The sequence below is a fragment of the Geodermatophilus bullaregiensis genome (genome assembly GCF_016907675.1).
GTDB classification, from domain to species: Bacteria; Actinomycetota; Actinomycetes; order Mycobacteriales; family Geodermatophilaceae; genus Geodermatophilus; species Geodermatophilus bullaregiensis.
Genome location: NZ_JAFBCJ010000001.1, coordinates 3,113,860 through 3,140,845 on the forward strand (window position 1 = coordinate 3,113,860; position 26,986 = coordinate 3,140,845).

The 26,986-nt window shown below is 75.4% G+C and carries 27 protein-coding genes and 1 tRNA gene; 13 read left to right on the forward strand and 15 right to left on the reverse strand.

The features are described 5' to 3' along the window. Positions 1–22: 22 nt before the first annotated feature. From JOD57_RS14705 to JOD57_RS14715, 3 genes are all read left to right on the forward strand, one after another. Positions 23–1,291 (forward strand): aspartate kinase, encoded by a 1,269-nt coding sequence (locus tag JOD57_RS14705; RefSeq protein WP_204692698.1) that lies wholly within the window; start codon positions 23–25, stop codon positions 1,289–1,291. Further along, on the forward strand, positions 1,288–2,352 hold the full coding sequence (locus JOD57_RS14710; protein ID WP_239568504.1) for an aspartate-semialdehyde dehydrogenase: 1,065 nt from the start codon (positions 1,288–1,290) through the stop codon (positions 2,350–2,352). Before JOD57_RS14705 ends, JOD57_RS14710 begins: the two co-directional genes overlap by 4 nt. A gap of 83 nt (positions 2,353–2,435) precedes the next feature. Further along, the gene (locus JOD57_RS14715; RefSeq protein ID WP_204692699.1) at positions 2,436–3,659 is read left to right on the forward strand and encodes a glycosyltransferase 87 family protein; all 1,224 of its coding nucleotides are present in this window, start codon (positions 2,436–2,438) and stop codon (positions 3,657–3,659) included. On the opposite strand, the gene JOD57_RS14720 is transcribed toward JOD57_RS14715, so the two are convergent. The 5 genes from JOD57_RS14720 to JOD57_RS14740 form a co-directional block, all read right to left on the reverse strand. Continuing rightward, positions 3,571–5,394, reverse strand: a complete 1,824-nt coding sequence (locus JOD57_RS14720; protein WP_204692700.1) for a S9 family peptidase — start codon at positions 5,392–5,394, stop codon at positions 3,571–3,573. The two genes, JOD57_RS14715 and JOD57_RS14720, sit on opposite strands and share 89 nt — an antisense overlap. Before the next feature lie 4 nt (positions 5,395–5,398). Then, positions 5,399–6,511 carry a hemolysin family protein gene (locus tag JOD57_RS14725; protein ID WP_204692701.1) on the reverse strand — a complete coding sequence of 371 codons (1,113 nt, stop codon included), beginning with the start codon at positions 6,509–6,511 and terminating at the stop codon, positions 5,399–5,401. Then, entirely contained in the window at positions 6,508–7,857 is a 1,350-nt protein-coding gene (locus JOD57_RS14730) for a hemolysin family protein (RefSeq protein WP_204692702.1), read from the reverse strand. Before JOD57_RS14730 ends, JOD57_RS14725 begins: the two co-directional genes overlap by 4 nt. Positions 7,858–7,960: 103 nt before the next feature. Next, positions 7,961–8,034 (reverse strand) — tRNA-Pro (locus JOD57_RS14735). A gap of 66 nt (positions 8,035–8,100) precedes the next feature. Continuing rightward, a complete protein-coding gene (locus JOD57_RS14740) occupies positions 8,101–9,009 on the reverse strand; it encodes a metallophosphoesterase (protein ID WP_204692703.1) in 909 nt (302 codons plus the stop codon). A 75-nt stretch (positions 9,010–9,084) separates the two neighbouring features. Between JOD57_RS14740 and JOD57_RS14745 the strand changes: the two genes are divergently transcribed. After that, on the forward strand, positions 9,085–9,537 hold the full coding sequence (locus JOD57_RS14745) for a GatB/YqeY domain-containing protein (protein WP_204692704.1): 453 nt from the start codon (positions 9,085–9,087) through the stop codon (positions 9,535–9,537). A 56-nt stretch (positions 9,538–9,593) separates the two neighbouring features. On the opposite strand, the gene JOD57_RS14750 is transcribed toward JOD57_RS14745, so the two are convergent. The 3 genes from JOD57_RS14750 to bagA are packed head-to-tail and all read right to left on the reverse strand — an operon-like array spanning position 9,594 to position 14,020. Next, positions 9,594–11,732: a transglycosylase domain-containing protein gene (locus tag JOD57_RS14750; RefSeq protein WP_204692705.1), complete on the reverse strand. Its 2,139-nt coding sequence runs from the start codon at positions 11,730–11,732 to the stop codon at positions 9,594–9,596. A gap of 42 nt (positions 11,733–11,774) precedes the next feature. Next, complete coding sequence (gene bagB / locus JOD57_RS14755) at positions 11,775–13,031, reverse strand: ATPase BagB (RefSeq protein ID WP_204692706.1); 1,257 nt, start codon at positions 13,029–13,031, stop codon at positions 11,775–11,777. After that, positions 13,028–14,020: an ATPase BagA gene (bagA, locus tag JOD57_RS14760; RefSeq protein WP_204692707.1), complete on the reverse strand. Its 993-nt coding sequence runs from the start codon at positions 14,018–14,020 to the stop codon at positions 13,028–13,030. Before bagA ends, bagB begins: the two co-directional genes overlap by 4 nt. A 96-nt stretch (positions 14,021–14,116) precedes the next feature. Between bagA and sp36 the strand changes: the two genes are divergently transcribed. The 3 genes from sp36 to JOD57_RS14775 are packed head-to-tail and all read left to right on the forward strand — an operon-like array spanning position 14,117 to position 15,600. Beyond that, the gene (gene sp36 / locus JOD57_RS14765; RefSeq protein ID WP_204692708.1) at positions 14,117–14,290 is read left to right on the forward strand and encodes a Sp36 family protein; all 174 of its coding nucleotides are present in this window, start codon (positions 14,117–14,119) and stop codon (positions 14,288–14,290) included. Positions 14,291–14,300: 10 nt separating this feature from the next. Then, positions 14,301–14,783 carry a RidA family protein gene (locus tag JOD57_RS14770; protein ID WP_204692709.1) on the forward strand — a complete coding sequence of 161 codons (483 nt, stop codon included), beginning with the start codon at positions 14,301–14,303 and terminating at the stop codon, positions 14,781–14,783. A gap of 13 nt (positions 14,784–14,796) precedes the next feature. Next, the gene (locus JOD57_RS14775) at positions 14,797–15,600 is read left to right on the forward strand and encodes an NUDIX hydrolase (protein WP_204692710.1); all 804 of its coding nucleotides are present in this window, start codon (positions 14,797–14,799) and stop codon (positions 15,598–15,600) included. Positions 15,601–15,627: 27 nt separating this feature from the next. Here JOD57_RS14775 and JOD57_RS14780 read toward each other — a convergent pair whose 3' ends face one another. Both JOD57_RS14780 and JOD57_RS14785 read right to left on the reverse strand, forming a co-directional pair. After that, complete coding sequence (locus tag JOD57_RS14780; protein WP_443667587.1) at positions 15,628–16,305, reverse strand: Crp/Fnr family transcriptional regulator; 678 nt, start codon at positions 16,303–16,305, stop codon at positions 15,628–15,630. Positions 16,306–16,445: 140 nt separating this feature from the next. Further along, positions 16,446–16,685: a hypothetical protein gene (locus JOD57_RS14785; RefSeq protein WP_204692711.1), complete on the reverse strand. Its 240-nt coding sequence runs from the start codon at positions 16,683–16,685 to the stop codon at positions 16,446–16,448. 105 nt (positions 16,686–16,790) lie between these two features. On the opposite strand from JOD57_RS14785, the gene nth reads away from it, so the two are divergent. The 5 genes from nth to JOD57_RS14810 are packed head-to-tail and all read left to right on the forward strand — an operon-like array spanning position 16,791 to position 20,588. Then, complete coding sequence (gene nth, locus JOD57_RS14790) at positions 16,791–17,573, forward strand: endonuclease III (RefSeq protein ID WP_307824692.1); 783 nt, start codon at positions 16,791–16,793, stop codon at positions 17,571–17,573. Further along, positions 17,570–18,175: a TlpA family protein disulfide reductase gene (locus tag JOD57_RS14795; RefSeq protein WP_204692713.1), complete on the forward strand. Its 606-nt coding sequence runs from the start codon at positions 17,570–17,572 to the stop codon at positions 18,173–18,175. The genes nth and JOD57_RS14795 overlap by 4 nt, the downstream gene beginning before the upstream one ends. After that, entirely contained in the window at positions 18,172–18,942 is a 771-nt protein-coding gene (locus JOD57_RS14800) for an NUDIX hydrolase (RefSeq protein ID WP_307824693.1), read from the forward strand. Before JOD57_RS14795 ends, JOD57_RS14800 begins: the two co-directional genes overlap by 4 nt. Next, entirely contained in the window at positions 18,939–19,403 is a 465-nt protein-coding gene (locus JOD57_RS14805) for a cupredoxin domain-containing protein (RefSeq protein ID WP_204692714.1), read from the forward strand. Before JOD57_RS14800 ends, JOD57_RS14805 begins: the two co-directional genes overlap by 4 nt. Positions 19,404–19,409: 6 nt before the next feature. Then, positions 19,410–20,588, forward strand: coding sequence for a MarP family serine protease (locus JOD57_RS14810; RefSeq protein ID WP_307824694.1), 1,179 nt, complete (start codon positions 19,410–19,412; stop codon positions 20,586–20,588). Positions 20,589–20,660: 72 nt separating this feature from the next. Here JOD57_RS14810 and JOD57_RS14815 read toward each other — a convergent pair whose 3' ends face one another. From JOD57_RS14815 to acs, 3 genes are all read right to left on the reverse strand, one after another. Then, on the reverse strand, positions 20,661–21,527 hold the full coding sequence (locus JOD57_RS14815; RefSeq protein WP_307824695.1) for an alpha/beta fold hydrolase: 867 nt from the start codon (positions 21,525–21,527) through the stop codon (positions 20,661–20,663). Positions 21,528–21,637: 110 nt separating this feature from the next. Then, entirely contained in the window at positions 21,638–22,159 is a 522-nt protein-coding gene (locus JOD57_RS14820; protein WP_204692716.1) for a phage holin family protein, read from the reverse strand. Between the two features lie 252 nt (positions 22,160–22,411). After that, on the reverse strand, positions 22,412–24,364 hold the full coding sequence (gene acs / locus JOD57_RS14825) for an acetate--CoA ligase (protein WP_204692717.1): 1,953 nt from the start codon (positions 24,362–24,364) through the stop codon (positions 22,412–22,414). A 132-nt stretch (positions 24,365–24,496) separates the two neighbouring features. Between acs and JOD57_RS14830 the strand changes: the two genes are divergently transcribed. Continuing rightward, positions 24,497–25,204, forward strand: coding sequence for a (2Fe-2S)-binding protein (locus tag JOD57_RS14830; protein ID WP_307824696.1), 708 nt, complete (start codon positions 24,497–24,499; stop codon positions 25,202–25,204). Positions 25,205–25,255: 51 nt separating this feature from the next. Here JOD57_RS14830 and JOD57_RS14835 read toward each other — a convergent pair whose 3' ends face one another. Next, the gene (locus tag JOD57_RS14835; protein WP_204692718.1) at positions 25,256–26,284 is read right to left on the reverse strand and encodes an S-adenosylmethionine:tRNA ribosyltransferase-isomerase; all 1,029 of its coding nucleotides are present in this window, start codon (positions 26,282–26,284) and stop codon (positions 25,256–25,258) included. Then, positions 26,281–26,979 (reverse strand): SDR family NAD(P)-dependent oxidoreductase, encoded by a 699-nt coding sequence (locus tag JOD57_RS14840; protein ID WP_204692719.1) that lies wholly within the window; start codon positions 26,977–26,979, stop codon positions 26,281–26,283. Before JOD57_RS14840 ends, JOD57_RS14835 begins: the two co-directional genes overlap by 4 nt. Positions 26,980–26,986 lie beyond the last annotated feature (7 nt).

Consider the following 26,986-nt stretch of genomic DNA (forward strand, 5'->3'; position numbering starts at 1 on the left):
CGCATCGGTAGCCTGTGGACCCGTGGCCCTCGTCGTGCAGAAGTACGGTGGCTCCTCCGTGGCCTCCGCCGCCCACATCAAGCGCGTGGCCGAGCGCATCGTCGCGGAGAAGAAGGCCGGCAACGACGTCGTCGTGGTCGTCTCCGCGATGGGCGACACCACCGACGAGCTGCTCGACCAGGCCAGCCAGATCACCGACGACCCGCCCGGCCGCGAGCTCGACGTGCTGCTCACCGCCGGCGAGCGCATCTCCATGGCGCTGCTGGCCATCGCGATCAGCACGCACGGCTACGAGGCCCGGTCGTTCACCGGCTCGCAGGCGGGGGTGATCACCACCTCCAGCCACGGCAGGGCGCGGATCATCGACGTCACGCCCGGCCGCCTGCGCTCGGCGCTCGACGAGGGCTCGATCGTCATCGTCGCCGGGTTCCAGGGCGTCAGCCAGGACACCAAGGACATCACCACCCTGGGCCGCGGCGGCTCGGACACCACCGCCGTCGCCGTGGCCGCGGCGCTGCGGGCCGACGTCTGCGAGATCTACACCGACGTCGACGGCGTCTTCACCGCCGACCCGCGGATCGTCCCCAACGCCCGGCGCCTGGAGACGGTCACCTACGAGGAGATGCTCGAGCTGGCCGCCTCCGGCGCGAAGGTGCTGGTGCTCCGGTGCGTCGAGTACGCCCGCCGCTACGGCATCCCCGTGCACGTCCGCAGCTCCTACTCACAGCTCCCCGGCACCGTGGTGGCCGGCTCGATGGAGGACCTCAGCGTGGAACAGGCGATCATCACCGGCGTCGCGCACGACCGCAGCGAGGGCAAGATCACCGTCTACGGCGTCCCGGACCGGCCGGGCGAGGCCGCGCGGATCTTCCGGGTCCTCGCCGACGCGGAGATCAACATCGACATGATCGTGCAGAACGTGTCCGCCCAGGCCAGCAAGCTCGCCGACATCTCCTTCACGCTGCCCAAGAGCGACGGCCCGGCGGCCATCGCCGCGCTGGAGCAGGTCAAGCACACCGTCGGCTACAGCGACGTCCGCTTCGACCAGCACATCGGCAAGGTGAGCCTGGTCGGCGCCGGCATGCGCTCGCACCCCGGCGTGTCGGCCCGCTTCTTCGGCTCGCTGGCCGACGCCGGGGTCAACCTGGAGCTGATCAGCACCTCGGAGATCCGCATCTCCGTGGTGTGCCGCGACACCGACGTGGACGTCGCCGTCCGCGCGGTCCACGACGCCTTCGACCTCGGCACCGCCGACGAGCAGGCGGTCGTCTACGGAGGGACCGGACGATGAGCACCCCCAGCACTCCCGGCGGCGACGGCCTGCGGGTCGGGGTCGTCGGCGCGACCGGCCAGGTCGGCGCCGTCGTGCGGCGGCTGCTCGCCGAGCGCCGCTTCCCGCTGGCCGAGCTGCGCTTGTTCGCCAGCGCGCGCTCCGCCGGCAGCACCCTGCCGTGGGCCGGCGGCGAGATCACCGTGGAGGACGCCGCCACCGCCGACCCCACCGGCCTGGACATCGCGATCTTCTCGGCCGGTGCGTCGACCTCGCGCGCGCAGGCCCCGCGCTTCGCCGCGGCCGGCGTGACCGTCATCGACAACAGCTCCGCCTGGCGCCGCGACCCCGACGTCCCGCTGGTCGTCAGCGAGGTCAACCCGCAGGCCCTGGCCGACGTCCCCAGGGGGATCATCGCCAACCCGAACTGCACCACCATGGCCGCGATGCCGGTGCTGCAGCCCCTGCACGCCGAGGCCGGGCTGGTGCGCATCGTCGCCAGCACCTACCAGGCGGTGTCCGGCAGCGGTGTCGCCGGCGTCGACGAGCTCGACGGGCAGGTGCGCGCGGTGGTCGACAAGGCCGCCGAGCTCACCCACGACGGCGCGGCGGTCACCTTCCCGGAGCCCCGGAAGTACGTCGCACCCATCGCGTTCAACGTGCTGCCGATGGCCGGCTCGGTCGTCGACGACGGCTCGTTCGAGACCGACGAGGAGCAGAAGCTCCGCAACGAGAGCCGCAAGATCCTCGGCATCCCCGACCTGCGGGTGTCGGGCACCTGCGTGCGGGTGCCGGTCTTCACCGGGCACTCGCTGTCGCTCAACGTCGAGTTCGACCGGCCGATCAGCGTCGCGCGCGCCACCGAGCTGCTCTCGGCCGCGCCCGGCGTGCAGCTCACCGACGTCCCCACCCCGCTGCAGGCCGCCGGGCAGGACCCGAGCTACGTCGGCCGCATCCGGCAGGACGACGGCGTCGACGGCGGCCGCGGCCTCGCGCTGTTCGTCAGCAACGACAACCTGCGCAAGGGGGCGGCCCTCAACACCGTCCAGATCGCCGAGCTGCTCCTGGAGCGGGGCCGCTAGAGCGTCGAGGGCGGCCGGCTCCGGTGGGCGGCAGGACCCCGCTCCCGGCCGGCCGTGCCCGGGTCGCGGGGCAGGTCGCGGTCGTGGTCCTGCTGACCGCCGTCGTGGCCGGGGTGTCGACGGTGGTGCCCAACGACCCGTGGCACGACTTCTTCGACCTGCGCGTCTACCGCGGCGCCGTCGCCTGGTGGCTCGACGGGCGGCCGCTGTACGACTTCACCCACGGCCGCAGCCCCTACGGCTTCACCTACCCGCCGTTCGCCGCCCTGCTGGTCGTCCCGATGGCCGCGTTGCCCTTCTGGGCCGTGGCGAGCGCGCACACGCTGCTCAACGTCGCCGTCCTGGCCGGGCTGGCGCGGTGGCTGGTCGTCCCGGTGGCCCGGCGGCACGGGTGGCCGCTGCCGTTCACCTGGGTCGCCGCCGTCCCCGTGCTGTTCGTCCTCGAGCCGGTCCGGGAGACGATGGGCTTCGGCCAGGTCAACCTGTTCCTGGCCGCGCTCGTCCTGGCCGACGTCGCCGCCGTGCGGCGCGGCTCCCGGTGGGCGGGCGTCGGCACCGGGCTGGCCGCGGCGGTGAAGCTGACCCCCGGCCTGTTCGTCGTGTACCTGCTGCTCACCGGACGACGGCGCGCGGCCGGGGTCGCGGTCGCCACCGCCGCGGGAGCGACCCTGCTGGCCGCAGCCGTGGCCCCTGCGACGTCGTGGCGGTTCTGGACGGAGACGCTGTGGCAGACCGAGCGGGTCGGCCGCCTGGACAAGACCTCCAACCAGTCGCTGCTGGGTGCGCTCGCGCGCCTCGTCGACCCCGGCGAGCCCCCGCGGGCGGTGTGGCTGGTGCTGGCCGTCGGCGCCCTGGCGCTGGTGCTGACCCGCGCCGTGCGGGCGGCCCGCGCCGGCGACGACCTGACCGGCGTCGCGCTCACCGGGCTGGCCGCCTGCCTGGTGAGCCCGGTCTCCTGGTCGCACCACTTCGTCTGGCTGGTGCCGGCGCTGGTGGTGCTCGTCGACCTCGCCGCCGGCGCCCCGCCCGCGCCGGGCACCCCGCGGTGGTGGCGGGACCGCTCCCGCGTCCTGGCCGCGTCCCTGGCGGCCGTCACGGCACTCGTGCTCGCCTCGTCGTCGATCTGGTTCGCCTTCGCCCTGACCGGCCACCACCACGACGCCGGCGTGCTCGGGATCGTCGTCGAGGACCTCTACCTGCTGGTGACCCTCGCCGTCGTCACCCTGCTGCCCGCACGCCTCCCGGCCGGACGTGCCGCAGCGCGAACGACAGCGCCGTCTCCACCTGGCGGATCGTCTCCTCGATGACCAGCGAGCCGTGGCCGGCGTCGAAGCGGTACACCTCGTGCGGCGCGCCGAGCTCCGCCAGCCGGGCCAGGTAGTTCTCGATCTGGCGGATCGGGCAGCGCGGGTCGTTGGCCCCGGCGACGACGAGCACCGGCGCGCGCACCCGCTCGACGTGGGTGATCGGCGAGGACCGCACGTAGACGTCGCGCACCTCGTCCGGGGAGCCGCCGAACAGCGCCCGGTCGTAGGCCCGCAGGCCCTCCATCTCGTCCTCGTAGGCGGCCAGGTAGTCGGCCACCGGCACCTCGGCGATCCCCGCGGCCCAGCGCTCGGGCTGCGTGCCCAGGCCGAGCAGGGTGAGGAACCCGCCCCACGACCCGCCGGTCAGCACCGCCCGCGACGGGTCGAGGAAGCCCTCCTCGACCAGCGCGTCGTAGACGGCGGCCACGTCCTCGAGCTCGGTGAGCCCCGGCCGGCCGGTGAGCGCGTCCCGCCAGGCGCTGCCGTAGCCGGTGGAGCCGCGGTAGTTGACGTGCACGACGGCGTACCCGGCGTCGACGTAGGCGGCGCGGCGGGCGCGGTAGGAGTCGTCGTCGGCCGCCTCCGGCCCGCCGTGCACGAGGAACGCCGTCGCGTACGGGGCCGGCCCCGCCGGGCGCACCACCAGCGCGTGGACGTCGCCACCCGGCCCGGGCACCCAGCGGTCCTCGACCGGGTAGGCCTCCGGCGGCTCCCCGCCGGGCGCGGCCAGCACCACCGGCCCGTCGGCGCGGCGCACCACCGGCGGCTCCTGCGAGGAGGACCAGGCCAGCTCCACCGTGCCGTCGGGGCGGGCGGTGGCCCCGCGGACGACGCCGCGCGGGGTGTCCAGCCGCTCCAGTGCCCCGCTGCCGAGGTCGTAGCGGTGGAGCTCGCTGCGGGCGGCGTGGTCGTGGCCGACGAGCAGTGCCGAGCCGTCGGGGAACCAGCCGGCGGTCACGTCGCCGGGCAGGTCGAGCACGATCTCGGTCTCGGTGCCCGTCGCGACGTCCCAGACGAGCAGCTCCTCCCGGCCGCGCCGCTCGTGACCCACCAGCAGCCGCCGGTCGCCGGGCAGCGGCGCGAACTCCAGTGCGTGCAGGCCGCGGCCCTCGCCGTCCCACTTCTCCGCCACCACGGAGTCGTCGTCGGTGCGCAGCACCCGCAGCGCCGGGTAGCGCGGGTCGCCGTGCTCGGAGTGCGAGATCACCAGCAGCTCGTCGTCCAGGGTGAGCGCGTCCACCGAGGCCGGGTCCGCGTGCCGGTAGACCACCCGCGGCGTCCCGCCGGAGGGGACCAGCCACAGCTCGCTGCCGTCGTCGGTGGAGCGGCCGACCGCGACGACGGAGGCGCCGATCTCCAGCCCGGCGGGGTAGGCCGGCCCGACCTCCGGGACGGCGACCCGGTCCGCGCCGCCGCTGAACGGCTGCACCATCCAGACGCCGAACTCGTCGCCGTCGGTGTCGGCGAACCACCAGATCGTCTCGCCGTCCGGGCTGATCGTGCTGATCAGGGTGCCGTTGGCCCGGTCGGTGACCTGGCGGTGCGCGTCGGTCGTGCGGTCCCACGCGTACTGCTCGACCACGCCGCTGGCGTCGGAGGAGTACAGGCTGCGGTGGGGGGCGTGCAGCGCCCAGTCGGGCAGGCTGACCCGGGGTGCGCGGAAGCGCGCCTGCCACCGGGCGGTGACGTCGGGCGGGAGGACGGGCGCGGCGGTCTCGGCGGTCTCGGCACTCACCCGGTCATCGTCCCCCGGCGCCGGCGCCCGCCGGGTACCCGGTCCGCCCGTCGCGGGCGGCCCGGTCGGCCACGGCCCGCGTGTGCTGGGCCGCGGCGTCGCGGACGTCGCCGATGAGCAGCTCCAGCACGTCCTCCAGCGCCACCAGGCCCACGGTGCGCCGGTCGGCGACCACGCCACCGAGGTGGGCGCCCTGGGCGCGCATCTCCGCGAGCACCTCGGGCAGCGGGGAGCCCGGCGCGAGGGGCACCAGCGGGGTGACGGTGTCCTCGGGGATCGGCCGGTCGCGGCCCGCGGCGTCGATGCCCAGCACGTCCTTGACGTGCACGAAGCCCAGCAGGGCGCCGTCCTCGCCCTGGACCGGGTAGCGGCTGTAGCCGTGCTCGGCGACGACGGCCTCCAGCTGCCGGGGCGTGGTGGAGCGCGGCACGGTGACCACGCCCTCCATCGGCAGCAGGACGTCCTCGACGGTGTGCTGCTCGAAGGTCAGCGCGCCGGTGGCCAGCTGGCTGACCTCGCTGCCGAGCAGACCCTCGCGCCGGGACTGGGTGACCATCGAGCGGATCTCGGTCTCGTCGAAGCTGGCCGCCACCTCGTCGGTCGGGGTGACGCCGAACAGCCGCACGAAGACGTTGGCGGTGGTGTTGAAGAACCAGATGACCGGGCGCAGCACCCGGCAGAAGGTGGCCAGCGCCGGGCCCAGCGCCATCGCCGCCCGGTCGGGGCCGGCGATGGTGATGTTCTTGGGCACCATCTCGCCGAGCACCATGTGCAGCACCGTCACGATCGACAGCGCGATGACCAGCGCGATCGGGTGCAGCAGCCCCTCGGGGACGCCGAGGGCGGCCATGGGCGCCTCGATGAGGTGGGCGACCGCGGGCTCGCCGACGGCACCGAGACCCAGCGAGCACAGCGTGATGCCCAGCTGCGCGCCGGCCATCATCTGCGAGACGTTGCGCATGGCGGCGAGGGTCTTCCTCGCCCGCGCGCTGCCGGCGTCCGCGCGCGGCTCGAGCTGGTCGACCCGGGCCGACACGAGCGCGAACTCCGCGCCGACGAAGAACGCGTTGCCCAGCAGCAGCGCCACCAGGACCAGCAGGCTGACGACGTCGCTCACGCCGCGACCTCCTGCTCGGCGAGGACCCGGGAGGCCGTGGCGCCCGGCGGGAGGACCACCGTCCGCTCGGCCCGCACGCGGGCCACGCGGCGGCCGTCGAGGGACTCCACGGTGAGCCGCGCGCCGTCGAGCTCCACGGTGTCGCCGGCCTCGGGCAGCCGCTGCAGGTGCTCGGCGAGGTACCCGGCCAGCGTCTCGTAGCGGCCCTCGGGCACCGGGATGCCGGTGCGCTCGCGCACCTCGTCGGGGCGCAGCAGGCCCGAGAGCACCCACCGGCCCTCGCCGACCCGGCGCAGCGTGCGCAGCGGCTGGTCGGTCTCGTCGGTGATCTCGCCGACCAGCTCCTCGACGATGTCCTCCAGCGTCACGACGCCGTGCGTGGCGCCCCACTCGTCGACGACGAGCGCGATCTGCAGGCCCTGCTCGCGCAGCAGGTCCACGAGCCGCTCCAGCCGCAGCGACGACGGGACGGCGAGCACCGGGTCGGCCAGCTCGCCCGCCGTGCGGCGGGTCCGCTCGGCCTCGGGGACGGCGACGGCGCGCTTGACGTGCACCACCCCGGTGACCTCGTCGAGGTCGGAGCCGTACACGGGGAAGCGGGAGTTGCCCGACTCGGTGGCCGCGACGAGCACGTCGGCGGCCGTGGCGCTGGCCCGCAGCGTCCACAGCCGGGTGCGCGGGGTCATGACGTCGGTGGCGTACTTCTGCCGCAGCCCCAGCGAGCGCTCCAGCAGCCGGGCGGCGACGGGGGAGAGGTCGCCCTCCTCGGCCGAGCGCCGGGCGACGGCGGCCAGCTCGTCGGCGCCGCGGGCGGAGTCGAGCTCCTCGCGGGGCTCGAAGCCCAGCCGGCGCACGATCGCGTTGGCCAGCCGCTGCAGGTTGGTCACGACGACACCCGCGACGGCGGTGAACGCCCGCATGCCCGGGGCGACGAAGGAGGCCACGCCGAGCGGGTTGGCGATCGCCAGGTTCTTGGGTCCCAGCTCGCCGAGCAGCATCTGCAGGGTCGTGGCCAGCGCCAGGGCCAGGCCGTAGGACACCGCCGTCGCGCCGCCGCCGGACAGGCCTACCGCCTCCAGCGGGCCGCGCAGCAGCTCGCCCAGGGCGGGCTCGGCCAGGTAGCCGACCACCAGCGTGGTCAGCGTGATGCCCAGCTGGGCGGCGGAGAGCTGGGTGGACAGCGACCGCAGCGCGGTCACCACGCCGCCGGCCCCCCTGTCACCGGCGCGGGCGGCCTCCTCGGCGCGCCCCCGGTCCACGGTGGTGAGGGAGAACTCGGCGGCGACGAAGAAGCCGGTGAGTGCGGTGAGCACCACGGCGGCGAGGAGGAGCAACCACTCGGTCATCAGGTCCCCCGGTGCCCGCCGCGCGGCCTCCCCAACCGGGGACGGACGATCCCGGCCCGGGAACGGCTCAGGGGCCGCCTTGCGGCGGCCCCTGAGCCGTGGGTCGGGGTGACAGGATTTGAACCTGCGGCCTCGTCGTCCCGAACGACGCGCGCTACCAAGCTGCGCCACACCCCGAGGCGTGCGGGGACGACTGTACCGTCCCGGTCCCCGCGGCCGGTCTGCAGGGGGAAGGGTCCTGTCTCAGGGCTCCCGGGCGGTGAGGGTGAGCAGCGTCGCCTCGGGCGGGCAGGCGAACCGGGCGGGTGCGTACGGGCTGGTCCCGAGCCCGGCCGAGACGTGCAGCCAGGTGCCGGCGGGCCGGCCGGGCGCCGGCGGCGCCCACCGGTGCAGCCAGCGGGCCCGCGCCCGGTCGATGCCGCAGTTGGTCACCAGCGCGCCGTAGAACGGCACCCGCAGCTGGCCGCCGTGGGTGTGCCCGCACAGCAGCAGGTCGTGGCCGTCGGCGGCGAAGCGGTCGAGCACCCGCGGCTCGGGGGAGTGCGCCAGTCCCACCCGCAGGTCGGCGGTGCGGTCGGCGGGGCCCGCGACGAGGTCGTAGCGGTCCCGCCCGAGGTGCGAGTCGTCGACCCCGGCGAAGGCGATCCGCCGGCCGGCCACGGTGAGCTCGCCCGTGGCGTTGGTGAGGTCGAGCCAGCCGCGGGCGGTCAGCCCGTCGCGCAGGTCGTGCCACGGGAGCTCCACGCCGTGCACCCGCTTCTCGGTCCGGGTGAAGTAGGTGAACGGGTTCTTCGGCCGCGGCGCGAAGTAGTCGTTGGACGCGGTGACGAAGGCGCCGGGCAGGTCCAGCAGCGGGTCCAGCGCGCGCAGCGTCGGGCCGACGGCGTCGACCCCGGCCAGGTTGTCGCCGGTGTCGACGACGAGGTCGGGCTCCAGCGCGGCCAGCGAGGCCACCCACTCCTGCTTGGACCGCTGGCCGGCGGTCATGTGCAGGTCGGACAGGTGCAGGACGGTCAGCGGCGCGGAGCCGGGGGCCAGCACGGGGACGTCGAAGCGGCGCAGCGTCCAGCGGGTCCGCTCGTAGAGCGAGGCGTAGCCCAGCGTCGCGGTGCCCGCCGCGACAGCGGCCGAGGGCAGGGTGTACCAGCGCACGGTCCCGGAGCCTACGGGCGCCGCCGGTGCGCCACCGGGCGTCCCGTGCCGGAGGTGCCGTGCCAGGCTGGGGCCGTGTCCGCCCTCAAGGATCAGCTGCGCGCCGACCTGACCACCGCGATGAAGTCCCGGGACGAGCTGCGCACCGCGACGCTGCGCATGGTGCTCGCGGCGGTGAGCGCGGAGGAGGTCGCCGGCAAGGAGGCCCGCGAGCTCAGCGACGACGAGGTGCTCGCGGTGCTGCGGCGGGAGGCCAAGCGCCGCCGGGAGGCCGCCGAGGCCTTCGCGGGCGCCGGCCGGGCCGAGCAGGCCGACCGCGAGCGGGCCGAGGGCGAGGTCGTGGCCGGCTACCTGCCGGCGCAGCTCGAGGACGCCGACCTCGCCGCCCTGGTCGCCGACGTGATCACGCGGACCGGCGCCACGGGCATGAGGGACATGGGCCGGGTCATGGGCGCGGCCAACGCGGAGGTCGCCGGCCGGGCCGAGGGTGCCCGCGTGGCCGCGGAGGTCCGCCGCCAGCTGGCCTGAGGGACACGGGTGGCCCGCCGCGGGCTCGCGAGAGGTGCGGGCAGCGGGGTCCTCCCTCAGTTGCCGCGGCCGCCGCCCCCGCCCCGGTTGCCGCCCCGGTTGCCGTTGCCCGTGGCGGCCGGCGCCTGGTCGGCCGCGTCGTCCCCGGTGGCCGGGACCGGACCGTCCACGGACGGGGGCTGGCCCTGGCCCAGCAGGGCCGGGTCGGAGGGCGGGAAGGTCCCGGTCGGCTTGTCGGCGAGGTAGGGCGTCATCGCGTCCCGGAAGATCGTCGCCGGCATGTTGCCGCCGTAGCCGCCGACGTCCTGCTGGGTCTTGGGGTTGAAGACCATGACGCTGACCGCGTACTCGGGCATGACGCCGACGAAGGCCACCGAGTCCCGGCCCTGCGAGGTGCCGGTCTTGCCGGCGATCTGGTGACCCGCGATGGCCGCCCGGGTCCCGGTGCCCTCGGGGTTGGCGACGTCGCCGACGAGGATGTTGGCCAGCGTGTTGGCGATGCCGGGCGGGATCGCGTCCGGCGTGCAGTTGTCGCCGGTGACCAGGGGCCGGCCGTCGTCGCCGGTGAGCGGCTCGCCGTTGCGGTCGAGCACCTGCAGCACCGGCACCGGGTCGCACTGGGTGCCCTGGGCGCCGAGGGTGGCGTAGGCGTTGGCCAGGTCCAGCGGGCTGGTCGCCTCGGCACCGAGGGTGAACGACCCCCGGTTCTCGGCGATGATCCGGTCGGCCGGCGTCTGGTTGGGCTGGTCGAAGTTCATGCCCATGCGCTCGGCCATGCGGACCGGGCCCTCGACGCTGCCGAGGCGGTCCTCCAGCGCGAGGAAGTAGGTGTTCGAGGAGCGGACCAGCGCCCCCACCATGTCGAGGGTGTCGGGGTAGTTCTCGCTGGCGTTCTCGACGCTGTAGGGCTGGCTGCCGTTCGTGTAGACCCGGGAGGTGTACTGGCCGCCGGGCGTGCTGATCACGTGGCTGGCCGGGACGCCCGCCTCGAGCGCGGCCGCGGCGGTGAACACCTTGTAGGTCGACCCGGCGCCCTTGCTGGCGACGGTGTTGAGGACCACCGACTCGCACTGCGGGTCCGAGCAGCCGTACTGGCGGTTGACGCTCATCGCGAGCACGTGGCCGGTGCCGGGCGCGATGGCGGTGAACATGCCGGCGAGCTGGTCGCCCATCGGCAGGGTGGTGAGCACCGCCTGGTCACCGAGGGTCTGCAGCTGGGGGTCGAGCGTCGTCTGGATGGTCAGGCCGCCGTTGTCGAGCTGCTCCTGGCTGATGCCGAGCGTGCCGGTGAGGTACCCGGCGACGTAGGCGCAGAAGAAGCCGCCGACCGTGGCGTCGATGCAGCCGTTGGGGGCGTTGGGGCTGGGGGCCACCTGCACCGGCTGCGCGGAGATCTCGGTCAGCTCGGCCTCGGTGACGTGGCCGAGGTCGAACATCCGCTGCAGCACCTGGTTGCGGCGGGCCTGCGCGTTCTCCGGGTTGGTGACCGGGTCGTCGTTGGCCGGGCTCTGCACCAGCCCGGCGAGCATCGCCGCCTGCGGGAGGGTGAGGTCGGCGGCGTTGACGCTGAAGTACTTCTGGGCGGCGGCCTGGATGCCGTAGGCGCCCTGCCCGAAGTACACGATGTTGAGGTACCGGGTGAGGATCTCGTCCTTGTCGTAGGTCTCCTCGAGCGCGAGGGCCAGGCGGGCCTCGCGCAGCTTGCGGCCGATGTCCTGCTCGGTCGCCGCCTGCCGGTCCTCGGCGGTGTCGGCGGTCTCCAGCAGGGTCTGCTTGACCAGCTGCTGGGTGAGCGTCGAGCCACCCTCCTGCACGGACCCGGCGGCGACGTTGGTCACCGCGGCGCGCAGCGTGCCCTGCACGTCGAGGCCGTTGTGCTGGTAGAAGCGCGAGTCCTCGATGTCGACCAGCGCCTGCTTCATGACGTCGGCGATCTGGTCCGACGTCACCACCGTGCGGTTGTTCGCGTAGAAGTTGGTGATCAGCGACCCGTCGGCGGCCAGCACCCGGGAGTTGCCGGCCGGCGTGGCGTCGGTGAGCTCCACCGGCAGCGCGTCGAGCAGTGACGCGGAGTTCCTCGCGACGACGCCGGCCCCGCCGACGACGGGCAGCGCGAGGGCAGCGACGAGCGCGCCGGCCACGACGACCATCGTGGCGAGCTTGACCAGGACCCGGGAGCGGGCGGGAGTGGACATCGCCGCCAATGTACGGCGCGTCCCGGCGCGCCGGGTCCCGTCTCAGGCGCGGCGCGCGGGCAGCACCCGGGCGCGCGGCACGCCGGTCGGCGTGTCGTCGTCCGCGCCCGTCAGGGCCTCGCCCATGGTCCGGAGGCCGTCGAGGTCGTGCACGTCGCCGGCCGCCGCGGGGACGGTCCGGACCGCCACCTCGGGGTGGGCGCTGGTGAACCGGTCGGCCAGCCGCTGCTCGCGGGTGGCGAGGGTCATCCGCTCGGCGTGCACCCGCAGCGCGCCGGCGACGAGTGCCGCGGCCGCGTCCCCGTCGTCGACCGCCTCGGCCGCGGCCTCGGCGCGGGTGGCCGACAGGGTGGTGCTCGCCGGCGGGTGCGTGCGGTTGAGCACCAGCCCGGCCAGCGGCATCCCCTCGGCGGAGAGCCGGTCGACGAAGTAGGAGGCCTCCCGCAGCGCGTCGGGTTCCGGCGTCGCGACGACGACGAACCAGGTGCCCGGCTTGCGCAGCAGCTCGTAGGTGGCCGTGGCCCGCTCGCGGAAGCCCCCGAACATCGTGTCCAGCGCGGCCACGAAGGCGGAGATGTCGCGCAGCAGCTGCCCGCCGAGGATCTTGGAGATGATCCGGGTGAAGATCATGAAGCCGGCGCTGGCGAACTTGAACCCGGCGCGGCCGCCGGCCCGGGCGGGGGCGGTGAGCAGTCGGATCATCGTGCCGTCGAGGAACCGGCTCATCCGGTTCGGGGCGTCGAGGAAGTCCAGCGCCGACCGCGACGGCGGGGTGTCGACGACGATGAGGTCCCACTCGTCGCCGGCCCGCAGCTGTCCCAGCTTCTCCATCGCCATGTACTCCTGCGTCCCGGCGAAGGACGAGGAGAGGGTCTGGTAGAAGGGGTTCTCCAGGATCTGCTCGGCCCGCTCCGGGGTCGAGTGCGCCACGACGATGTCGTCGAACGTGCGCTTCATGTCCAGCATCATCGCGTGCAGCTCGCCGGGGACCCCCGGGACGTCGACCGGCCGCGGCTCGTTGTCCAGCTCCACCAGCCCGAGCGACTGGGCCAGCCGGCGGGCGGGGTCGATGGTGAGGACGACGACCCGGCGGCCGGCCTGCGCGGCGGCCAGCGCCAGCGCGGCCGACGTCGTGGTCTTGCCGACGCCGCCAGAGCCGCAGCAGACGACGATCCGGGTGTCGGGGTCGGCGACCAGCGCCGCCAGGTCCAGGGGCGGGGCGAGCCGGTCGGTCGCCGGCCGGGCGGCCGCCCGAGCGGGACGCGAGGCCGTGCCGGGGGTCTGCTCCGCGGCGCTCACGCGGCCACCTCCGCACCGAGGTGGTCCTCGAGGCGGCCGGCCAGCTCGAACAGGCAGCCGAGGTCGATCGGGGCGGCCAGCAGCGGCAGCTCCACCGTCGGCCGTCCCAGCGACTCCACCCGGGTGCGCAGCGCGTCCTGGGCGGCCCACCGCTGGGCGTGCTCGACGGCCTCGGCGGCCAGCGCGTCGGCCAGCGCGTCGTCGGCCGGGAGCCCGGCCGCGGTCAGTCCCGGCGCGAGGTCGGCGCCGGTGAGCCGCCCCTCGGCGGCCCGGGCCAGGCTCGCGGACGGCAGCACCGGCTCGGTGGCCATGTTGACGACGACCGAGCCCACCGGCAGGCCCACCTGGGTGAGCTCGCCGATGGCGTCGGCGGTCTCCTGCACCGGCATGTCCTCGAGCAGGGTGACCAGGTGCACCGCCGTCTGCGGGGAGCGCAGCACCGCCATCACGCCGTCGCTCTGGGTCTTGATCGGCCCGGAGCGGGCCAGGCCGGCCATCTCGCCGGTGACGTTGAGGAACCGGGTGATCCGCCCGGTCGGCGGGGCGTCGACCACGACGGCGTCGTAGACCGGACGGCCGTTCTCGCGGCGGGTGACCGCCTCCTTGATCTTCCCGGTGATCAGGACGTCGCGCAGGCCCGGGGCGATGGTGGTGGCGAAGTCGACCGCGCCCATCTTGCGCAGCGCCCGGCCGGCCCGCCGGAGGTTGTAGAACATCTCGAGGTACTCGAGCAGGGCCTCCTCGACGTCGATCGCCAGGGCGCGCAGCTCGCCGCCGTTGCGGGTGACCGCGACCCGGCGCTCCTCGTAGGGCAGCGGTGGCGTGTCGAACAGCTGCGCGATGCCCTGGCGGCCCTCGCACTCGACGAGCAGGACGGTGCGTCCCCCGGCGGCCAGGGCGAGGGCCAGGGCGGCGGCCACGGTCGTCTTGCCCGTGCCGCCCTTGCCGGTCACGACGTGGCAGCGCACGGGGAGGGGCTGGGAGCTCACCCCGACCAGACTATGCGGACCTCGTCCTCCCCACCCCTCGCACGCTCGAGGTGGGACGCGGGACGAGGCCGAGGACCTGCGCTAGCGTCGTGCCCCATGAGCGAACCGGCCCGTCGCCGCTGGGAGTACGCGACCATCCCCCTGCTGATCCACAACACCAAGGCGATCCTCGACTCGTGGGGTGTCGACGGGTGGGAGCTGGTCACCGTCCTGCCCGGTCCGAACGGCGCCGGGCAGCCGGTGGCCTACCTCAAGCGCCCCGTCGACTGAGGGCGCCCCGATGACCCAGGCCCAGGGGACGCCGACCCAGAGCTGGAAGGCGCGGCTGGCCGAGCTCGGCATCCGGCTGCCCCCGGTGGCGGCGCCCGTCGCCTCCTACGTGCCGGCCGTGCGCAGCGGGCAGCTGGTCTTCACCTCCGGCCAGCTGCCCTTCGTCGACGGCGGGCTGCGGCGCACCGGCAAGGTCGGCGGCTCGGTCGACCCGGAGGACGCCGCCGCCGACGCGAAGCTGTGCGCGCTCAACGCGCTGGCCGCCGTCGACGAGCTGGTCGGCCTGGACTCGGTGGCCCGCGTGGTGCGCGTGGTCGGCTACGTGGCCAGCGCCGAGGGCTTCACCGGCCAGCCGCGGGTGGTCAACGGCGCCAGCGAGCTGCTCGGCAAGGTGTTCGGCGAGGCCGGCCGGCACGCCCGCAGCGCCATCGGCGTCGCCGAGCTGCCGCTCGGCGCCCCGGTCGAGGTCGAGCTCACCGTCGAACTGCGCTGATGGTCGCCCTGCGATGACCACGGCGATCCGGCCGGCGGCGACGGTCCTGCTGCTGCGCGACGGCGCCACGGGCCTGGAGGTGCACCTGCTCCGGCGCACGAGGGGCATGCCCTTCGCCGGCGGGATGACCGCCTACCCCGGTGGGGGCGTCGACCCGCGCGACGGCGACACCGACGTCGCGTGGGTGGGGCCGGCGCCGGCCGTGTGGGCCGACTCGCTGGGCTGCGACGAGCGCTGTGCCCGGGAGCTGGTCTGCGCCGCCGTCCGGGAGACCTTCGAGGAGGCCGGCGTCCTGCTGGCCGGGGCGCCCGCCGGGTCGGAGGGGCCGGACGTCGTCCCCGACGTCTCCGGGGACGAGTGGGAGGCGCAGCGGCAGGCGCTGCTGACGCGGGAGCTGTCGCTCGCCGAGCTGTTGGCCGCCCGCGGGCTGGCACTGCGCTCGGACCTGCTGCGGCCCTTCGCGCACTGGATCACCCCGCCGCAGGAGACGCGCCGCTACGACACCCGCTTCTTCGCCGCGGCGCTGCCGGCCGGGCAGGAGGCCCGCGACGTCTCCGGCGAGGCCGACGAGGCCAGCTGGCTGACGCCGGAGGCCGCGCTGGCCGAGATGCGCGCCGGCACGCGGCCGATGCTGCCGCCGACGATCCACACCCTCGACCAGCTCGCCGCGTTCCCCGACGTCGCCTCGGCGCTGGCCGGCTCGCCGCCGGCCCCGCTGAGCCCGATCACGCCGACGTTCGCCGACGAGCCCGACGGCCGCTGGGCCGTGCTGCCCGACGGCACCCGGATCCGCCTGGTCGTGCCGCTCCCCTCGTGACCTCCGGGGCCACCGGCGCCCGGAGCGTCAGCGCGCGCGGCGGCGCAGGCGGTCCTCGTCGAGGACGACGACCGACTTGCCCTGCAGCTGGATCCAGCCGCGGTGCACGAAGTCGGCCAGCGCCTTGTTCACCGTCTCGCGGGAGGCGCCGACCAGCTGGGCCAGCTCCTCCTGGGTGAGGTCGTGCTTGACCCGCAGACCGTCGGCCTCGCGGCTGCCGAAGCGGTCGGCCATCTGCAGGAGCGCCTTGGCCACGCGGCCGGGGACGTCGGTGAAGATCAGGTCGGCCACCGAGTCGTTGGTGCGCCGCAGGCGGCGGGCCAGCACCCGCAGCAGCTGCTCCCCGATCTCGGGGTGCGCCTCGATCCACGGGCGCAGCACCGACTGCGGCATCTTCGCCAGCCGGACGTCGGTCACCGCCGTGGCCGTGGCCGTGCGCGGGCCGGGGTCGAAGACCGACAGCTCGCCGAACTGGTCGGAGGGACCCATGACGGCGAGCACGTTCTCGCGGCCGTCGGGGGCGCGGCGGGACAGCTTGATCTTGCCGCTCAGCACGATGTAGAGGCTGTCGCCGGGCTCACCCTCGTTGAACACGACCCGGCCGCGGGGCAGGGTGATCGTCTCCAGACGGCTGGCGACGGGGCCGACGGCCTCCTCCGAGAGCCCCTGGAAGATCCCGGACTGGGCCAGCACCTCGTCCACCACGTCGTGTCTCCACCTCGTTGCTCGCGCGTCACCTGCGGGGCCGACGGCACCCACGTCCACGGGGAGTCTAGGGGGCTGTGCCCGTCGTCACCCGTCCGGTGTCGGGTGGCCTCCCCCTCCCGGGGCAGGAGGGTCCTGCGTCAGACCAGCGGCTCGGTGCGCTTCTGCACGCGCGAGCGGCGCCGCCGGCGCCAGCGGGCCATGGCCCGGCGGATGCCCGAGGCGGCGAGCGTGTCGACCTCGCCCTGCGTCGCGGACTGGAGGAAGTCGGCGACCTCGCGCGGCGACGTCGGCCGGCGCAGCGGCTCCTCGACGCGCTCCATGATCAGCAGGAAGGCGATGACCATCGGGGGGAAGAGGATGACGATGAGCGCGACCACGTCCACCTCCCGGTCCGGTCGTCCGCGGGCAGGCCCTGTCCGGACCCGTGCGTCCATGGTGGCACGGGACCGGCGGTGTCGCTGGCGCCGCCTACCCTCGACCGCGTGTCCTCGCCGGCCTACGCGCGCCCTGCGGCGCGCCGTGCTCCCGCCCGCCGCCCGGCCGCCCCGCCGTTCGATCCCGACGAGACGCCGCTGGCCCGCACCCGCCGCGCCCGCCGGATGGCGCGCGAGCTGGCCGTGATCCACCCCGACGCGCACTGCGAGCTGGACTTCGGCACGCCGCTGGAGCTGCTGGTGGCCACCGTGCTCTCGGCGCAGACCACCGACAAGACGGTGAACAAGGTCACGCCGCGGCTGTTCGCCCGCTACCCCGGCGCGGCCGCCTACGCCGGTGCCGACCGCGCCGAGCTCGAGGAGATCCTCCGGCCCACCGGCTTCTTCCGGGCCAAGGCCACCTCGGTCATCGGCCTCGGGCAGGCGCTGGTCGAGCGGTTCGACGGCGAGGTGCCCGGCCGGATGGCCGACCTCGTCACGCTGCCGGGGGTGGGCCGCAAGACGGCCAACGTCGTGCTGGGCAACGCCTTCGGCGTCCCCGGGCTGACCGTCGACACGCACTTCGGCCGGCTGGTCCGCCGCTTCGGCTGGACCGCCGAGGAGGACCCGGTGAAGGTCGAGGCCGAGGTCGCCGAGCTGGTGCCCAAGCGCGACTGGACGATGTTCAGCCACCGCGTGATCTTCCACGGCCGGCGGGTCTGCCACGCGAAGAAGGCCGCGTGCGGGGCCTGCGGACTGGCCCGCTGGTGTCCGTCCTACGGCATCGGCCCCACCGACCCCGAGGCGGCGCTCGGGCTGGTCAAGACGCCCGCGGCGTCGGACACCGAGTGAGCACCGGGGACCGGGGGGACGCGAGGCGGCGGGCGGCCGCGCTGCTCGGGCTCGGCCTGCTCCTGTCGGCCTGCACCTCGTCGGAGGCCGACGAGGTGCAGGCCGTGGAGCGCGCCACGGTCGCGGGCACGGACACCGACCTCGCGGCCTGCCCGGACCAGCCCGACGAGCCGGCCGCGGACAGCGACCTGTCGGCGGTGCCGCCGATCGAGTGCTTCACCGGGGGCACCCTGGACCTGGGGCTCGCGCAGGGCGTGCCCACCGTGCTGAACCTGTGGGCCAGTTGGTGCCAGCCGTGCCGTGAGGAGCTGCCCTGGGTGCAGCAGCTCGCCGGCCTCGCCGGCGACCGCGTCCGGGTGGTGGGGGTCGTCAGCCAGGACGGCGTCCCCCAGGCGGCCTCCTTCGCCGACGACGCCGGCGTGACGCTCCCCGGCGCCTTCGACGGGCAGGGGGACGTCGCCGCGGCGCTGGGTCTGCGGGGGTTGCCGCACACCGTGTTCCTCACCGCCGACGGGTCGGTCGCCTTCGTGCGGACGGGTCAGGTGACCTCGCTCGACGAGCTGCGGGCGCTGGTCGCCGAGCACCTCGGGGTGCAGCTGTGACCGGCGTGCTGGCCGGGGTCGACCTCACCGGCCTGCCGGACCACGTGCGCCGCCTGCTCGAGGCCGGTCCCGACCTCCCGCTGCGCCACCGCACGCCGCGTCCCAGTGCCACCGCGCGCCGCTCGGCGGTGCTGATCCTCTTCGGCGAGGGACCGCGCGGCGCCGACGTCCTGCTCATCGAGAAGTCCCCGCGGCTGCGGACGCACGCCGGTCAGCCGGCCTTCCCCGGGGGCGGCGCCGACCCGGGCGAGGAGTACCCCGTGGGCACCGCGCTGCGCGAGGCGCAGGAGGAGGCCGGCATCGACCCGGCCGGCGTGCGGGTGCTCGCGACGCTGCCGGAGCTGTTCCTCGGCCCCTCCGACAACCTCGTCGTCCCCGTCGTGGCGTGGTGGGACGACCCGCGGGACGTCACCGTGGGCGACCCGCGGGAGGTCGCGCGGGTGGCCCGGGTGCCGCTGGCCGAGCTCGCCGACCCGGCCAACCGCTTCCGCGTGCGGCACTCCTCGGGCTACGTCGGCCCGGCCTTCGGGGTGGCCGGGATGGTCGTCTGGGGCTTCACCGCCGGGCTGCTCGACGCGGTGCTCGAGGCCGCCGGGCTGGCGCGGCCGTGGGACGTCCGCGACGTGCGGCCGCTGGAGGCCGCCGGTGCGCGGCCGGCCGTGGTACCCGGCTCGCTGGGCGAGGGCGGTGCCGAGGACGCCGCCGCGCCGACGGTGGCGGACCCCCCGCCCGACGGCGGTCCGGCAAGTACCGTTCCCTCGCGATGAGCGGGACGAGGGGACGGGCCGGGCGCGTCCCGGCGCTGCTGTGCGGCGTGCTGCTGACCGCCGGCGGACTGGCCGGCTGCGGCAGCGAGGGCGGCCCGGGCGCGGCCGGCACCTCGGCGCAGCCCTCGGACCCGTCGGCCGGCACGGTGACCACCGCCGAGGACGGGGTCCAGGAGGTCACCATCGAGAGCCCCGACGACTACGTCTTCGTGCCCGACACCTTCACCGTCGCCCCCGGCCGGGTCCGGCTGACCGTGACCAGCACCGCCGAGCAGATGACGCACAACTTCCGCTTCCGCCCGGACGCCGGCCCCGAGCCGATCGCCGAGGAGATCCCGCTGCTGGCGCCGGGGGAGAGCCGCACCATCGAGTTCGAGGTCACCGTGCCGGGCGAGCACCCCTTCGACTGCACCTTCCACGTGCAGTTGGGGCAGTCCGGCGTGATGACGGTCTCGGGCTGAACCGTGGTGCTGGTCGACCTCCTCCTCGTCGCCCTCGCCCTCGCCTTCGCCTTCTCCGGCTTCCGGCAGGGCCTGCTGGTGTCGGCGACCTCCTTCCTCGGCTTCCTCGGCGGGGCGGTGCTCGGCGCGCAGCTGTCGGGCCCGGTCGCCGACCGCCTCGACGGCTCGCCGGTCACCCGCGTGTTCGCGGCGCTGGTCGTCGTCCTCGCCGGGGCACTGATCGGGCAGGTGCTGGCCGGCGCCATCGGGCGGGCGGTGCGCCGGCGGGTCACCTGGGAGCCGGCCGAGGTGCTCGATTCGGTGACCGGCGCCGTGGTCTCGGCGGTGGCGGTGCTGCTCGTGGCGTGGATGGTCGCCACCCCGCTGGCCAGCGCGCCCTTCCCCCAGGTCGCCGGGCAGGTCCGGGCGTCGGCGCTGGTGCAGGTGGTCGACCGGGTGGTCCCCGACAGCGTCCGGGCGGTGTACGACTCGCTGCGGGAGGCGATCGACCGGCGCGGTCTGCCCGACGTCCTCGACCCGCTCACCCCCACCCAGGTGCGCGACGTCCCGGAGCCCGACCAGGCCCTGCTGGGCAGTCCCGTGGTCGGCCAGGTGACCGGCTCGGTGGTGAAGATCAGCGGGGTCGCGCCGTCGTGCTCCCGGCAGATCGACGGCTCCGGCTTCGTCTACGCCGCCGGCCGGGTCATGACCAACGCCCACGTGCTGGCCGGCGTCACCGACCCGGTGGTCCTGGCGGAGGGCGAGGAGTACGAGGCGACGCCGGTCTACGTCGACGAGGAGGTCGACGTCGCGGTGCTCGCCGTCCCCGGCCTGCCGCAGGTGCCGCTGGCCTTCGCGCCGCAGTCCTCGGGCACCGGTGACGACGCGATCATCATGGGCTACCCGGGTGGCGGGGACCTGTTCGTCGGCCCGGCCCGCGTCCGCGACCGCGGCGACATCAGCGGTCCCGACTTCCGCGACACCCGGACCGTCGAGCGCGAGGTGTACGCCCTCCGCGGCGAGGTGCGGTCGGGCAACTCCGGCGGCCCGCTGTTCGACCCCGCCGGCCGCGTGCTCGGTGTCGTCTTCGCCTCGGCGATCGACGACCCGCTCACCGGCTACGCGCTGACCGCCGAGCAGGTCGCCCCCGCCGCCCGCCAGGGCGCGGCGAGCACCGCGCCGGTGGACACCGGCCCCTGCGAGTAGCGGGAGGACCACCTCTCCCCCACGCCTCGCACGCGCAGGCGGAGGGACCCCAGGAGGTGGCCGTTCCGTACGTCACGTGGACCAGTCGCGGATGGCGGCGGTGACCTCGGTGGCGGCCTCCTCGGCCGGGAAGTGGCCGACGCGGGGCAGTTCCCGCCACTCGTAGGCCCCGGCGACGTAGCGGCCCGAGCCGCGGGCGGTGCCGGGCAGCACGAGGGGGTCCGCGGTGCCGTGCAGCTGCAGGGTGGGTGCGGTGACCGGCGCGGCCATCCGGCGGGCGTAGCGCAGCCCGTCGGGACGCAGCTGGGACCGGCCGGCCCAGCGGAAGTACTCCATCGACCCGTAGGCCGCCTGCGGGATCCGCGCCGCCGAGCGGTAGTGCCCGACCGCCTCGGCGAAGTCGGCGGTGTGCGTCCACGCGGGTCCGGCCCAGCGGCGCAGGAAGTCGGCGACCGGGTCGTCGTCGGCGCGGGTCAGCCGCCGCTCGGGCAGCCGCGGCAGCTGGAAGCCCAGGACGTGCCGCAGGGCGCGGCGCTGCGCGCGCTCGGCCAGCCCGGCGCGCAGCAGCCGCGGGTGGGCCATCGAGACGACGACGAGGCGGCGCACGCTGCGCGGGTGCAGCGCGGCCATCGTCCAGGCCACCAGGCCGCCCCAGTCGTGCCCGACGACGACGGCGTCGCGCTCACCGAGGGCCCGGACCAGCGCCGCCGCGTCGCTCGCCGCGGTGGGCAGGTCGTAGCCGCGCGGGGGCTTGTCGCTGGCGCCGTAGCCGCGCAGGTCGGGGGCGACGGCGCGGAACCCGGCCTCGGCGAGGACCGGGAGCTGGTGGCGCCAGGTCCACCAGAACTGCGGGAAGCCGTGCAGGAGCAGGACCAGCGGGCCCTCGCCGGCCTCGGCCAGGTGCAGCCGGACGCCGTTGGCCGAGGCGTCGCGGTGCACCCACGGGCCGGGCAGCAGGACGCTCGTGGCATCGGGCCGCTCGTCGGCGGGGACGGTGCCCGGCCCGCGACCGCCCCGCCCGGAGCGGGCGGGGCGCTCGGCGGCGGCGCTCAGACCAGGTAGGTGTCGGGGCCGCGCCGCTCGACGCGGCCGTTGCTGACCGTCGGCAGGTCGCGACGGCGCTGGCCGGGCGCCTCGCGGTGCATGACCTCGGGCAGCTCGCGCAGCGACTCGAGCGTCCGCTCGGGCTTGTCGATCTTCTTGAGCATCCGCAGGCCCACCAGACCGGCCAGGGCGGCGACGACCAGCAGGCCGACGGTGACGATCAGGTAGGACACCCAGCGGGGCAGCCCCAGCCAGGTGAACAGCTCGGCCAGCGTCACGAACAGGTAGATGCCGGCGAAGGCGAGCAGCACGCCCGCGGCGGCGAACAGGCCGACGCTGACGCCGGCCTTCTTCGCCGAGCCGGTGATCTCGGTCTTGGCCAGCTCGATCTCCGCGCGGATCAGCGTGGAGACGTCGGCCATCGCGCTCTGCACCAGCGCCCCCACGGAGGGGTCGGTGGCGGTGGTGACGGCCGAGCCGGTACGCCGCTCGGCCGGCGGGGTGGACGACGACACGCTGTGGGCCACGGGGGCTCCTCCCTGGTCGGACACGTCGGGACGGCCGCGGGCGGCGGCCTCTCGGGAGGATCGTCCCCCATGATCGCGGACGCCGCGCCCCGGCGTCCCCCCGCGCGAGCTGCGCGGGGGGACGCCGGGGCGCCCGAGGTGGCCCCGTCCCGGGTCCCGCCCTGAGCACGCGAGAGGGTGGGAAGGACGGGCCACCCCTCTGCAGGGGCCCGCCGCGAGCGTCCGAGCGGTGGGGGGCAGAGGGGTCCTTCCTCAGTCGTCGGACGAGGAGCTGGCCGGCAGCTTGTCCTTGATCAGGTTCATCACCGAGGAGTCGGTGAGGGTGGTGACGTCGCCGAGCTCGCGGTTCTCCGCGATGTCGCGCAGCAGCCGGCGCATGATCTTGCCCGAGCGGGTCTTGGGCAGCTCCTGCACGACCATGATCTGACGCGGCTTGGCGATCGGGCCGATGTCCTTGGCCACGTGGCTGCGCAGCTGCTGCACCAGCTCGTCGCCGGAGTCCTCGGCGGCGCCGCGGAGGATGACGAAGGCGACGATGCCCTGCCCGGTGGTCGGGTCGCTGGCGCCCACGACCGCGGCCTCGGCGACCGTGGGGTGCGCGACCAGCGAGGACTCGACCTCGGTGGTGGAGATGCGGTGCCCCGAGACGTTCATGACGTCGTCGACCCGGCCGAGCAGCCAGATGTCGCCGTCGTCGTCCTTCTTGGCGCCGTCGCCGGCGAAGTAGACCTGCTCGCCGAACCGCGACCAGTAGGTGTCGACGTAGCGGTCGTCGTCGCCCCAGATGGTGCGCAGCATCGCCGGCCACGGCTCGGTGAGCACCAGCAGGCCGGTGGAGTCGTCGCCGAGCTCGTTGCCCTCGTCGTCGACGACCTTCACCGAGATGCCGGGGAAGGGCGTCTGCGCGGAGCCGGGCTTGAGCGAGGTGACGCCGGGCAGCGGGTTGATCATGTGCGCGCCGGTCTCGGTCTGCCACCAGGTGTCCACGATCGGGCAGCGGCCGCCGCCGATGTGCTCGTGGTACCAGAGCCAGGCCTCGGGGTTGATCGGCTCACCGACCGAGCCGAGCACCCGCAGGCTGCTGAGGTCGAAGCCGGCCGGGACGTCCTCGCCCCACTTCATGAACGTGCGGATCACCGTCGGTGCGGTGTAGAGGATGCTCACCCGGTACTTCTCGATGATCTCGAACCAGCGGCCGCGGTGCGGGGTCTCCGGCGTCCCCTCGTACATGATCGAGGTGGCCCGGTTGGCCAGCGGCCCGTAGACGATGTAGCTGTGGCCGGTGACCCAGCCGATGTCGGCCGAGGTCCAGAAGACGTCGTCGTCGGGCTTGAGGTCGAAGGTCGCCCAGTGCGAGTAGGCGACCTGGGTGAGGTAGCCGCCGGAGGTGTGCAGGATGCCCTTGGGCGACGCCGTCGTCCCCGAGGTGTACATGATGTAGAGCGGGTGCTCGGCGTCGAAGGACTCGGGCGTGTGCTCGGCCGACTGCCGGTCGACGACGTCGTGCCACCACAGGTCGCGGCCCTCGGACCACTCCACGTCCTGCTCGGTGCGCCGGACCACCAGCACGTTGCGGACGCTGTCGGTGCGGCCGACCGCGTCGTCGACCGCGGGCTTGAGCGCGCTGGGCGCCCCGCGCCGGTAACCGCCGTCCGCGGTGATCACGAGGACGGCGCCGGAGTCGGTGATCCGGCTGGCCAGCGCGTCGGCGGAGAAGCCGCCGAAGACCACCATGTGGACGGCGCCGATGCGGGCGCAGGCCAGCATCGCGACGACCGCCTCGGGGATCATCGGCATGTAGACGGCGACCCGGTCGCCGGCCTGCACGCCGAGCTCGAGCAGGGCGTTGGCGGCCCGGCAGACGTCGTCCTGGAGCTGGGCGTAGGTGATGGTCCGGGTGTCGCCGGGCTCGCCCTCCCAGTGGTAGGCGACCTGGTCGCCGTGGCCGTCCTCGACGTGCCGGTCCACGCAGTTGTAGGCGACGTTGAGCTTGCCGCCGACGAACCACTTGGCGAACGGCGGGTTGGACCAGTCGAGGACCTGGTCCCACTCCTGCGTCCAGGTCAGCCGGCGCGCCTGGGTCTCCCAGAAGGCCAGCCGGTCGCTCTCGGCCTGCGCGTAGACGTCCGGGCCGACGTTCGCCTGGGCGGCCAGCTGCTCCGGCGCCGGGAAGCGGCGGCCCTCCTGCACGGTCGACTCGCTCACGTGGCGGCTCCCTCCGTATCGGCTGTGCCACCCGGCGGCGGGCGGCGTGGTCCAGCACACACCGTAGATCCCGACCCAGCCACGCGGAGGGTCCACGGCGACCTGCCCGCGGCGACCGGTGAGACTGGGCCGGTGGACGGCGGACCCCAGGCGGTGGTGGCAGCCCGCGTGCCCGGCGCCGCGGGCCTGGGGCTGCTGCCGCCGCCGTCGGCCCGCCCGGTGCCCGCCACGCTGCTGGCCGACCCGGACTGGACGGCGCGGCGGGTCACCGCGCTCGGCCACCGGTACCGCGGCGACGACCGCCGCGTCCTGGCCACGGTGTGGTGGTACTCGGCCTCGGCGGTGCTGCTGACGCCGGTGGTGGCGGGGCTGGCCACCGGCCGGCCGCTGTCGGCGCGGCTGGCCGACACGACCCTGTACGAGCTGACCGGGGGACTGCCGGTGGCCGGCGTCTCGGCGGCGCCGCCGGGGCCGGACCCCGCGGGGGAGCTGCGGGAGACGCTCGCGGCGGTGGTCACCGCGGTGGCCCGGGCCGGCGGCGTGCGCGAGCGGCCGCTGTGGGCGGTGGCCACCGACTCGCTGGCCGGCCGGCTGCTGGCGGTGGGCCGGGCGCTGGGCGACGTCGCGACGGTGACCGCCCTGGCCGCCCCGGTGGCCGCGGCCGTGGGGGAGCCGCTGCCCGCGCCGCGGTACACCGACGTCGGCGGCGTCCGGTTCGTGCGCCGGGTCTCGTGCTGCCTGCTGTACCGGCTGCCGGCCCAGCCGGTGTGCACCGCGTGCCCCGGCCGCCCACCCGCGGAGCGGCAGGTGCTGCTGGAGGCGGCGGCCGGGCTCTGGTGAGCCGGCGACGGGGCGCCCGGGTCCACCCGCCCGCCCCGTCGCGCCGGCCCCTCAGGGCAGGAAGAGCATCGAGTCGCCGTACTCGTGCCACAGGTAGCCCCCGGCCACCGCCGCCCGGTAGGCGCTGTCCACCAGGTCCGGCCCGGCGACGGCCTCCAGGAGCAGCAGGTGGCTGGCCTCGGGCGCGTGCAGCCCGGTGACCAGTCCGGTCACCGCGCGCGCCGGGGAGTCCGGACCCAGCACGAGGTCGGTCCAGCCCTCGCCGGCACGGGTGACGCCGTCGTCGCCGGTGACGGTCTCCAGCGCCCGGGTGACCGTGGTGCCCACCGCGACCACCCGCCGCCCGGCGGCCCGGGTGGCGGTCACCAGCCGCGCGGTGACCTCGGGGACGCGGTAGCGCTCGGGCGCCGGCGGCTCGTGCAGCTCCGGGCTGGAGACGCCGGCGTGCAGCACCAGCGGGACCACCGGGATGCCGCGCGCCACCAGCCGCACCAGCAGCCGGTCGGTGAACGGCCGCCCGGCGCTGGCGTTCTCCGCGCTGCCCGGTTCGGTGGCGTAGACGTTCTGCGTCTCGGCCAGCCGCACGGGTGCCTGCAGGTAGCCGTAGCGCACCGGCCGGCCGTGCTCGGCCAGGTAGGGGACGAGCGCGACCGCCGGCTCGACCCGGGCCCGCCACAGCCGCGACGGGCGCGCCGGGTCGGGGAAGCCGGTCCGCAGGCGCAGCCGGACGCCGCCGGGGAGACCCAGCTCGGCGCCGGGCTCCAGCCCCGTCTCGGGCCCGTCGTTGCCGGGACGGCGGACCTCCACCACCCAGGAGCCGTCGTCGAGCGCCGTGGACACGTGCAGCGGGACCACCCGGCCGTCGGCACGGCGGGCGTCGAGGCGGGCGGGGAGCGTCGCCGAGGTGTTGACCACCACGAGGTCGCCCGGCTCGAGCAGGTCGGGGAGGTCGGTGAAGCGGGCGTGCGTGACGCTGCCCGGGCGCACGGCCATGAGCCGGACGCCGTCGCGGGTCAGGCCGCGGTGCTCGGGCGGCGCCGTCGCCTCGCTGCCGGGCGGGAGGGCGAAGGTCGTGGTCACCGGGTCACCCCCGCCGGCAGGAGCTCGGCGGCGCGGAGCCGGCCGCTGGGTGGGGCGTCGTCGTCGAGCAGGCGCAGGAGGGCCGGGACGACGGTCTCGGGTGCCGGCAGGCCGTCGTCCTCGGGTGCCGCGGCCCGGTGCATGTCGGTGTCCATGTCACCGGGGTCGACGGCGTAGACGCGCAGCCGCGGGTGCTCGACGGCCAGCACGGCGGTGAGCCGGTCGAGGGCGGCCTTGCTCGCGCCGTAGCCGCCCCAGCCGGGGTAGGCCTCGACGGCGGCGTCGCTGCTGACCGACACGACCGTGCCGCCGGCCCGCTCGAGGGCGGGCAGCACCGCCTGCAGCAGGGCCAGGGGCGCCACGGTGTTGACCGCGAGCACGCGCTCGAGGGCGGCGGGCGGGAGGTCGGCCAGCGGTGGGAGCGGGGTGGGGCCGAGGTCGCTGGCGTTGTTGACCAGCAGGTCGAGCCGGCCGCCGACGGCCGCCGCCAGGGCCGCGCGGTGGGCGGGGTCGGCGACGTCGCCGGCCACGGCGGTGACCAGGCCGGGGTCGGGCAGCCCGGCGACGGCGTCCGCGAGACGGCGGGCGTCGCGGCCGTCGACGACGAGGCGCCAGCCGCGGGCGGCGAGAGCGCCGGCGAGGGCGCGGCCCAGACCGCGGGAGGCGCCGGTGACCAGTGCGGTGCGAGGTGTCATGGCCGTA

What these genes read in the sequence shown, in the direction of transcription:
- sp36 (WP_204692708.1), top strand. Translation starts at nt 14,117, where the DNA reads ATGAGCGAACCGGCCCGTCGCCGCTGGGAGTACGCGACCATCCCCCTG.
- JOD57_RS14750 (WP_204692705.1), bottom strand. Translation starts at nt 11,732, where the DNA reads ATGTCCACTCCCGCCCGCTCCCGGGTCCTGGTCAAGCTCGCCACGATG.
- JOD57_RS14710 (WP_239568504.1), top strand. Translation starts at nt 1,288, where the DNA reads ATGAGCACCCCCAGCACTCCCGGCGGCGACGGCCTGCGGGTCGGGGTC.
- JOD57_RS14775 (WP_204692710.1), top strand. Translation starts at nt 14,797, where the DNA reads ATGACCACGGCGATCCGGCCGGCGGCGACGGTCCTGCTGCTGCGCGAC.
- JOD57_RS14805 (WP_204692714.1), top strand. Translation starts at nt 18,939, where the DNA reads ATGAGCGGGACGAGGGGACGGGCCGGGCGCGTCCCGGCGCTGCTGTGC.
- JOD57_RS14770 (WP_204692709.1), top strand. Translation starts at nt 14,301, where the DNA reads ATGACCCAGGCCCAGGGGACGCCGACCCAGAGCTGGAAGGCGCGGCTG.
- JOD57_RS14840 (WP_204692719.1), bottom strand. Translation starts at nt 26,979, where the DNA reads ATGACACCTCGCACCGCACTGGTCACCGGCGCCTCCCGCGGTCTGGGC.
- JOD57_RS14730 (WP_204692702.1), bottom strand. Translation starts at nt 7,857, where the DNA reads ATGACCGAGTGGTTGCTCCTCCTCGCCGCCGTGGTGCTCACCGCACTC.